Annotated in this window: 5 protein-coding genes; 3 read left to right on the forward strand and 2 right to left on the reverse strand. The window is 41.4% G+C overall.

Annotation, left to right across the window (positions count from 1 at the left end; genetic code table 11):
- Window positions 1–621 precede the first annotated feature (621 nt).
- From U1E26_06075 to U1E26_06085, 3 genes are all read left to right on the forward strand, one after another.
- Window positions 622–2,493 carry a DUF4135 domain-containing protein gene (locus U1E26_06075; GenBank protein ID MDZ4169206.1) on the forward strand — a complete coding sequence of 624 codons (1,872 nt, stop codon included), beginning with the start codon at window positions 622–624 and terminating at the stop codon, window positions 2,491–2,493.
- Window positions 2,494–2,655: 162 nt separating this feature from the next.
- Window positions 2,656–3,525 carry a hypothetical protein gene (locus tag U1E26_06080; GenBank protein MDZ4169207.1) on the forward strand — a complete coding sequence of 290 codons (870 nt, stop codon included), beginning with the start codon at window positions 2,656–2,658 and terminating at the stop codon, window positions 3,523–3,525.
- Window positions 3,526–3,533: 8 nt separating this feature from the next.
- On the forward strand, window positions 3,534–5,045 hold the full coding sequence (locus tag U1E26_06085; protein MDZ4169208.1) for a Mur ligase family protein: 1,512 nt from the start codon (window positions 3,534–3,536) through the stop codon (window positions 5,043–5,045).
- A gap of 216 nt (window positions 5,046–5,261) precedes the next feature.
- Here U1E26_06085 and U1E26_06090 read toward each other — a convergent pair whose 3' ends face one another.
- Complete coding sequence (locus tag U1E26_06090; GenBank protein ID MDZ4169209.1) at window positions 5,262–8,594, reverse strand: methyltransferase; 3,333 nt, start codon at window positions 8,592–8,594, stop codon at window positions 5,262–5,264.
- Between the two features lie 200 nt (window positions 8,595–8,794).
- A partial coding sequence (locus U1E26_06095; GenBank protein ID MDZ4169210.1) for a hypothetical protein occupies window positions 8,795–9,279 on the reverse strand: 485 nt, incomplete at its 5' end.

Genomic DNA, 9,279 nt, shown 5'->3' on the forward strand with positions numbered 1-9,279 from the left:
TCGCTGAGCTTATCAGTAACTGTTACGAGCTCCAGCGTGAGTTATTTAATACTGTGGTAGCAAATTCTATCGCGACACTCATGCCTGAAATAAAAAATCTCAATCCACAATTTAGGCATTCCGTCAATGCGTAAGTCCTATGTGATTAGAAATCGAGTTTCTGATGTAGTAACTTTTCATTAGTCACAGGTAAGCTTATTTTTCAATAACTTAGGATCAATAAAATTTACAAAAAAACGCATTTTTAATTTTTCGATAACGATAAATCAATGGCTTACGACGCATCGATGTGAATCGGCACTAAAAACAACGTTTATTCTCAGCTTAAAATATTTTTCTCTCTGTAAGTAATTGATTTATATGCGACCTGTGACTAATGAGAAGTTACGGTGATGCGCTATCAACACATTGATATTAAAATATAAAAATCACGTCAATGTTATTGCTTCTAATGCACAGTATCTACATGTAGTGGCGCCCCTGAGAAATCGGGAAGAGTTTTAAAAATTAACGGTAGTAGTCTTGGAAACATACCCGACTTATAGCGTTTTTAGGACAATTTTAATTATCACATGGTGAACTTGTTGATCCCACAATCCAGACAACTATAGCAGAGGCGTTATGAACAATGAACAGTTGGCCACACAAGCGTTAGCACAAGTAACCTTTGCCAGTCGATACCGAGGAAAATTATTAAAGCACTTGATCTTTAAAGCACTACTTGCCGTGGTGGATATCATTAAGCCGATTGATGCTTCGACTAGGCAAGCCTTGCTTGCCGAGATTGGCAGCCAACTGGCCGAACTACTCGATCAACGCTTTTTACTGACGGCACTGGCTCGATATTTTGAACGACAACACTGCCTAGAGCAGCCGTATAATCAACTGATGCAAAACTTATTGAAAAGTACGCGCAATCCCCAAGAAGCTTTTGAACGTGTGATTGCCGGTAACCGATCTTTACAACAAGCACTGGATAACGAAATACGTTACTTTATTGCCACGACCACGCTGACTGCACAACGCCTAGCCCACGATATGCCAGCGATAACTGCGATATTCACCAAGAATCATGCCTCACTTCAAGGTGTGACACATTGGCAAATAGCCGGACAATTCGCATTTAACGGCGGTCAACGCATAGTCATTGTTACCTTGGCATGTGGACAAAAAATTGTTTATAAACCACGCGATTTACGCATAGAAGCAAAACTGGTCGGGCATATCGCTGGTGCTGAACCTAGTTTTATTGAGTTGTTTAATAACTTGTTGGCAGAAACCTTAGGCACTGCTGTGACTCCAATACCTACCTACCCCTTTTTTCCTTGCCAGGATGCACAAGGATATTATGGTTATGTTGGTTACTTAAGCTGCGGTACTGAGCAAGATAATGTGTTAAGCGATGCACAAGCACAAATTTTATATCGACAACTCGGTCAATTAACCGGCATCAGTTTACTGTTAGGATTGTATGATTTATTGCCCTGTAATATCAGAATCAGCGGTAAACAAGCCTATCTAGCGGATGCCGACATTGCCTTTGAACCGCTAGTATTGCGTACCTTTTTGCAAGAACTGGATGACAATGCCACGATTACCGTGCCGCCGGCTTCGTTAGAACGTTCATTACTCAGCAGTTTTTGGCAGAACAGCTTGAATACTATACGTTCAACTACACGGTATGCCGTAAGACATAATCAACTGGTCAACAATTCACGCCTTAAAGAACCTGACAGCCGCTTACATGAAGTCGCGCTTGAAAATATGGTGATCGTGACCGGTAAAGGCAGTAATCGTCATTTAAACAAAACCCACACCCCTCCACAAAACATACATCGGCTATATGCCGCTGAAATTAAACAGGGCATACAGGATATTTTTGTCACGGTGCGCACTCACCCGCATGCCAGTTCCCTTATTTTGGCCTTTATTGACAGCTTGCAAGGTTTTGCAGTCCGTTATTTTCCTTTTTTGCTGCTTAGCGCCACGGTACAAAAAATCTATTTGAACTATATACACGACTGCCCTGAACCGGATGCGTTAGCTAGCGCAGTACAAGACAAAATTACTAGGGTAATTAACAAAAAAAATAGAAGTACGAGCCATTGTATTAGCGAGCAGCATACGCAGTTATTGAAAACAGCCATCTACCATAGCGTAATGAATGGCGATTATTTTTATATCACTCGCCATCTAGGCGAAGCGACCATTTATTATCAAGGCAAGCCGTTACTCAACGATATAATGACTTGTGATGAACGAGAAGCTTTTTCGCAACCTTGCCCCTTGCAGCTAGCCAAAGCGATTGTGATCAAACTGGCTGATCAGGGAAGCGCTGTGCAAACTCAGCAATTTGCTGACTGTTACGCACGCTATATTCTATCACTCACTATGCCTAGGATACCGCCAGCTTACGCCCTGCACAAATTAGTGAATATCTTAGGAGAACCTTTCGCGCAACAATTAGGCTATATTCCCGAGACTCATTCTTAACTTTATCAGAGAACCGTTATGTCTAAATTATGTCTACTACTCCTGCTATCATTTTCCTGGTCAGTATTGGCAGATAACGCCAAAGCAAGTCGAGCCAATCTCGACAACGTTTATAGTGTGGGAGAATTCAGAATTTTTTATACCCTCGAAGGTATACATGCTTTGCCCATTGAACAGAGAGAAGATCAAAACAATAATGGGATTCCAGATTATATTGAGCATCTAGCACTAAAATTACAAGCTGCCGCTGTGTTATACACCGATGTATTTGGCTTTACTCATCCCTTGGCTAGTAAGCGTTATCAAGGGAAAGCACGTTACCTGGATGTACACGTGTTAACGATGGAAGATAAGGGTAGCGTCGGTGATGAAGTCACTAAATTTCGTTATCAAAAACTTAAAGATAAAACGGATCATGTACTTATTATCAAACTAGCTAATAATTTACGTGATCAAACCATGACCCCCCCACATGAACTGTTCCATGTTTTTCAAAATGGTTATACGATGTTTAAAAACCGCTGGTATACCGAAGGCACTGCACGTTGGGCTGAATATGCGTTTAAAGAAGGGGTTGGTGAGGATAGTCGCTTACCGAACAACCCGCAGGCGTTAGTACTATTGGTAGAAGAAGATTATGGTGCCTCAGTATTTTGGAACCGTCTGGCTTACCTTTGTGACCGTAATGCCGGACAATTTCCTTTGCCTGCGATTGCACAGCAACGGATTACCTCCTATCCGCATCCTTTTGAAGACAATAGGGTACACGGCTATAGTTTTATCAAGCACTTGCTGGAAAATTTACAAGAGCAAAGCGATAAAGTCACACAAGAACGTGGCTATGCAGCTTACAACTGGGATGAAGATGATCAAAAATATAACCCAGATAATCATGTACCTATTTTTTGTGCTGTTAAACAAGCCATCCGACAAACCTGCGATACACAACAACAAAACGAGCCGGAACTGCTAGCGTTTATCCAAGCGGTAGATCAAGCTATAGATATTTATACCCAACAGCGCTGTGATTAGAGTGTGCTATGTTTGCTATTGATGAGAGTGCTTTTTTCAGTGCCCAACAACTTGCCGAAATTACTCAAGGCACCTGGGAAAACTTGAGTGGCGAACTGACCGTTAAGAAATTTCATTATGTGCCAAAGTATATCGAGCCAGGCGATTTATTGGTCATTCGCCATGAGAAATGGCCGAATAAAAAGTATTTATATAATCTGCATAAAGTACCAGACATGGTTGCCAAGGGTATTGTGGCGATTATGGCGAATATGGAGACGCCCTTAAACGTGCATATCCCAATATTGCGAGTGTCAGATACTTATCAGGCACTACGAAAAATCGCCATTAGAACCAGCAAATTATCGACTGCTAAGCGTATTTTAGTGGTCGGTAGTTATGGTAAAACTGCTTTTAAAACACATTTATGGCATTTATTAAAAGAGCATTTACCAACGTATACTTGTCTTAATAGTTCTAATTTTAACGCTTCCACCTATTGTGATTTTGCCTCACTGAAAAGGAATACCGAGGTTTTTGTCTTAGAAAAGCCTATTGAGCATGAACGTAAAATTTTACGACGCGTCAAAATTATTGCCCCCGATATTGTGGTACTCACCTCTATCGGCCATGAACATATTGAAAAATTCAAAACCATTGATCATATTATCTGGCTAAAAACCACCTATGCCAGTGGTCTGGCCGCAGGTGGTAAGTTTATCGCGCCTTATGACAGTGAATATTACCCGCAAATTCTGGCGGCATTGCAACGTTATCCTGGCATTAACATTCTGACTTTCGGCAGCGGCGCAAACTGCCATGCGCGTTTATTAGCGCAACGTTTTAGGCAATTTGGCTGGGATATCGTTGCCGCTATCGAAGGCGAAATTATTCGCTATCGCGTACCTTTTCCAGAAGCCCATGCGCCGACTGCCTCGTTAGCTGAATTATTATGTGTTTATCATTTAGGGATTGATGTCAAAACGGCGGTTGCGCATTATTATCAATGCACTAATTTTAAAAGCAGTGGTGCGTTGTATCATATTCATTATCAAAATAAACACTTTTATCTTTACGATCAAAGTCGGCGCGGTGGTATTGAAGGTTATAGCTCTTTTTTTAAAACAGTTGCTGCTTTTCAGCCCGAAGCCCAGGGTAAAAAAATAGTAGTTACCTCTAATTTTGTCGATCATGTGGACGGTGAAGTCGCGTTACTGGATTTAGCCTATTTTAAGCAACTGATAGCGGATGCTGATATTCATTGCCTGTTTAGCGTTGAATACTTTACCGAACATGGCGCAGTAGTCCCAGATAATGTTATTTGGGAACATCGCTTTACAGTGGCGGATATACAAGAAGCTGTGCTAAATAGTCTGGAAAATGATGATATTTTGTGTGTTAAGGGAATTTATGAAAGTGATTTACCCCGCTTGCTTCGTTATCTCAAACAGTTACCCGGACTGCGGATGAAACGTTTGGTTAGTCGGCCATGGGAAGATGATGACTTCTTTGAATTAAGCGATGTGCATGAAATAACTTGAGCAAATGAACAAATGAAGGTTAAACAATGGAAGTGCAAAGCTTTAGCGTCATTGTTCATACCCTTTATGATTAAAAGAAAGCTGTTCCAGCCTCCCCCTTTGAAAAAGGGGATTAAGGGGGGTTAATATCTTGATTTTTTCACAGCCTCTCAGATTATGTCGTACCGATGACTAACGATAACCTGAAACCACTGCAACCATATTGAGCATTCAAAACTAGCGCCTAGTCCGGTAAAGTTTATTTTTTATCACCGGCTTGAAGGCATTCTTCAGATACGCTAATCCCTCACGATCAGCATCAGACGAATCATTGAAAAAAGGTAAATACGGATGTGCTTCCATAAACGCTTTACGCTGCACATAGCCTAATCCTTCAATGGCATGATCAGATATAGTGATAAACAAGCTGCCATACTCAGACGTTATTTTCCCACCAAAGGTAAACGCTCGAATAGCCCCGTCAATCGCAATGACCTGTGCTTTTAAAATATCTTCATCAAAGCCTGTAGCATAGTTAAGAAGATTTCTCGCATAGTTATAACCACCTATTTTTAAGCCTTTTTCGCTTTCTACCGTAGTGCGCCAATGTTGCAGCAAGCTCAAGCAATCGGCCTGATCTTCCGGTCGATATGGCCTAATATCCAGATTCGGTATTTTGCTAATACGATTGACTTTGCTACGTAAACGTTCAAAAGCCTTACCACTGGCGGCGGTTACTAAAGAATTGTCGTACACATACTCTTCTTCGACCAATTTAAGGCGATAACCATACTGCTGAATATCATTTTTTTGCCGCTCTTCCAGCCAAAGAATCGAACTGCTATGATCACGATTAAATTGCTTTAGTCGGTCTGTGGCAACCCTTAGCGCATGTTGATTAAAGGGAAAGGGCGGTAAATACAAGCGTAAATTGAAACCTTCCTCATCTTCACGCAATAAATACAAGCAGATGGAATAATCAATTTGCTCCCATAACAGCGTTTGTGTGCGTGCTTTGGAAAAACAATACAAAAAAGGAAAAAAATACAGCCATGAGTTTTGTCCACCTGCTTCTGCGGCCTGGAGAAAGCGCCGTTGATCAGCAAGTTTAATCAGCTTCAAATCCTGGAGTGCTGGGGGAATTTTGATTTTGGGCGGACTTTCAACCAGGTTTATTTGGGTATTTATGCGGGATTGCGAGGAGTCCGATTCACTCATATTGATAACAGGCTGTTCATTGATACCGTATAGATAGAGCAAAAAACTATCCTGAGAATTAACCAGCTCGGTTTGCTCATTAAATGCATGACCAGTGATTTTGCTAAAATGACATTGACTCAACCAGTGAATGAGTTCCGTACATTTAAAACGCCAAACGCTGTTTTTTCTTCGGGTATTTTCATAATCATAACTGAGCGTATCTATCCACAGTTGACCACCTGGTTTTACCAGAGAGGTTAAAATTGAAAAAACGGTTTCAATTTTTTCAAAGTCTAACAATTGTAATATGCCTGATAAAGTCACTAAATCATAAGTGTGTGTGTCTTTATAAGTCATCAGGTTATCAATGACATAGTCGATAGGGTAGGCCTTGTTTTTTTGTTTAGAAATATCAATAAATTTATCGGTTGCATCCAAACCTACAACAGTTCCTATCGTATGTTTACCTAAAATATAATGAAAAAAATCACCCGTGCCGCAACCCAAATCAATCCAGCTATTCACTTTGGAAAAATCAATGACTTTATCTGCCATTTCAAAGCGGCATAGCATTTGCCGCTCACTAAGCCAATCTAATTTTTTGTAGTCGTCTTTTTTATTGGATAAGGTCGTTTTATATAATTCCAAGTAACGTTCATTATCTATTTTGACCGGTGGAGTTTTCAGGTTGCTGTCCAACGAACCGGTTCGTTGCGGTTTTCTTCCCAGCATCTTCCTATACGCCACAAACCCCGACAAATAATGCTCCACATCATCAATCCGCACTCTAAAACCATGGTGACGAATAAAAAAACTACCAACGATTCGAGCTGGATTTTGAAAATACATCGCCATTTCCGGCCAAAAATAACCGTTGAGCAAATAATGGGCGCGGTAATCCAAGGCCCGATAGAATTTATCAATATCCAGTTCCTGCAATACCGACTGCATATCCGGCATGTCTTTTAGCCTGACTAACATTTGTTCGGCTGCCATCATTAATTCAAGCAAGGTGGGGAAAGTAGTGACACGTTCCAATACAAAGTCCAGGTGATCTTTAATATTTTGAATGCCAAAACGAAAATATTTTTCTTCCGGTTTATAACGGGTCAATTCGTTAACGCAATAACTTAACCAATGGTCATGCGCTTTCCAGTGTTTATTAGCAATGAAATAATCAAAGGCTTTTTCAACTGCGCCCAACCAACGCGGATCTTGCGTTAAACCATAAAGACGCATTAAGCCAAACGCCGCTTCGCCGTCATAATAAATAATGCGAAAGGCTTCTTTTAGCGATAAATCAGCCGTATTCAACACATGGTCGAAACGGCCAGTAGCGGCATCCTGCATAGCGACAATACCTAAAGCCAATTGCGCCAATAATTCTAAATAATCGCGGTTACCCGTCACTTCGCTGTATTTGACCAGCGCCAGTAAACAAACCGCGTTGCCGCCCAATTTTATTTCATCGTTAAGATCGGTTAAATAAGCGGCTGTCTCACCCGTCGGTAGGGTATAGGTTTTAATCAAAACCTGGGTGAAATGGGTGATAGACCGCTCGATTGCGGCTTTTAGTATTTTATCGCCGCTCACCTCCCAAGCCTCGATCATGGCATAAGTAGAACTGACATGGCGCAAGGTGTTGTAAGTAGGTATTTTTCGATCAAAACAGGGATGCCAACCGTAAAAAAATTCACCGGATTTTTTGACTTGTCCGGCTAAATACTGACTACTGGTTTCAATTAAGTGAGTGACTTGATGGGTATCTAACGGTGGCAAAATACGCCGCCCACTATCTAAGCCTGAACCGGCCAATAAATGACAAGTCCCCGATGTATCGCAAAATGCACCTTGAGTTGAAAATACATAAACCGGCGCTTGCAAAGAGAAATCGACTGAGTTTTTTTTACCGTAGCGGCTAGTTGCATAACGGATAAAATTTTTCTCATTGAGCTGGACATTTGCTTCATCGCCACCCACATATAGCATGGCATTGGCATTCAGCTCCTGCTCTAAAAAAGCGAGATTCAATGCGCTATCAAACGCCAAACCCTTACGAAAATAATTGCGCTTAGTATCTTGCAATTGTTTATTCAATTCCTCCCATGTTAAGGCTTCAATGTGCGTCACCCAATCGACCCGCAGCCAGCCTTGTTTTAATTTATGCCGGTCTAGTAGCTTACGCAGCTTGGCAATACCCTGGCTCCACGCTTGATCAAAGCTATCAGCGGAAACATGTGTCACTTTGGCGCGTTCTTTTGTGTTACTGACCGAAAAAAATAAAGTAAGCGTTGGATAGGGTTTATCCAATTGGCGACAGTGTTGGGCAGTTATTTCTCGGATTCGGATGATTTGTTCGGAAATAATCATGAGTAAAAAGTCTTAATTGTTGGAAAGTGAATGCCCTCATTTTAGCTTAATGGACATAATAAAAAACCCTTACAGTAGGCCTATGAGGGATTTTATTGTAAGGGGAAAATAAAAACCCCCGACGGATAACCGGCGGGGGTTTTTATTTCAGTTTAAGAAAATGCCGGATTGCCAAACATCAGGCAATCCGGCTGCCTCGCTTATACGTCTCCTTCTTGGTTAAGATCCTCATGGGCTGCTTGTTCCATGTTAAATGGATTTAGCGGATCAACATCACCACCAACGCTACCTTGCGGTCCATTACTGCTGAACAGATCATCACCACCGTCATCCAACAGGTCACTTGGTTTTAGCGTAGATTCATCTGAATTATTGTCCTGGCTTGCGGAACGGAGGCTTTCGCCATCCCTGCCTTTACCGTTAGCAGTTTCCTTATCTTCCGCTTTCTCTTGCGCTTCACTGTCTTTATCTACACGGTCATGGTTATTACCATCTTTACCGTTAGCATCCGAATTATCAGTTTTAGTTTTAGCGTCAGAATCAGACTCATCAGTTGTAGTTCCCTTCTTATCTTCCGCTTTCTCTTGCGCTTCACTGTCTTTATCTACACGGTCATGGTTATTACCATCTTTACCGTTAGCATCCGAATTATCAGTTTTAGTTTTAGCGTCAGAATCAGACTCAT

It is taken from the genome of Coriobacteriia bacterium, assembly GCA_034370385.1.
Lineage (GTDB): Bacteria > Actinomycetota > Coriobacteriia > Anaerosomatales > PHET01 > JAXMKZ01.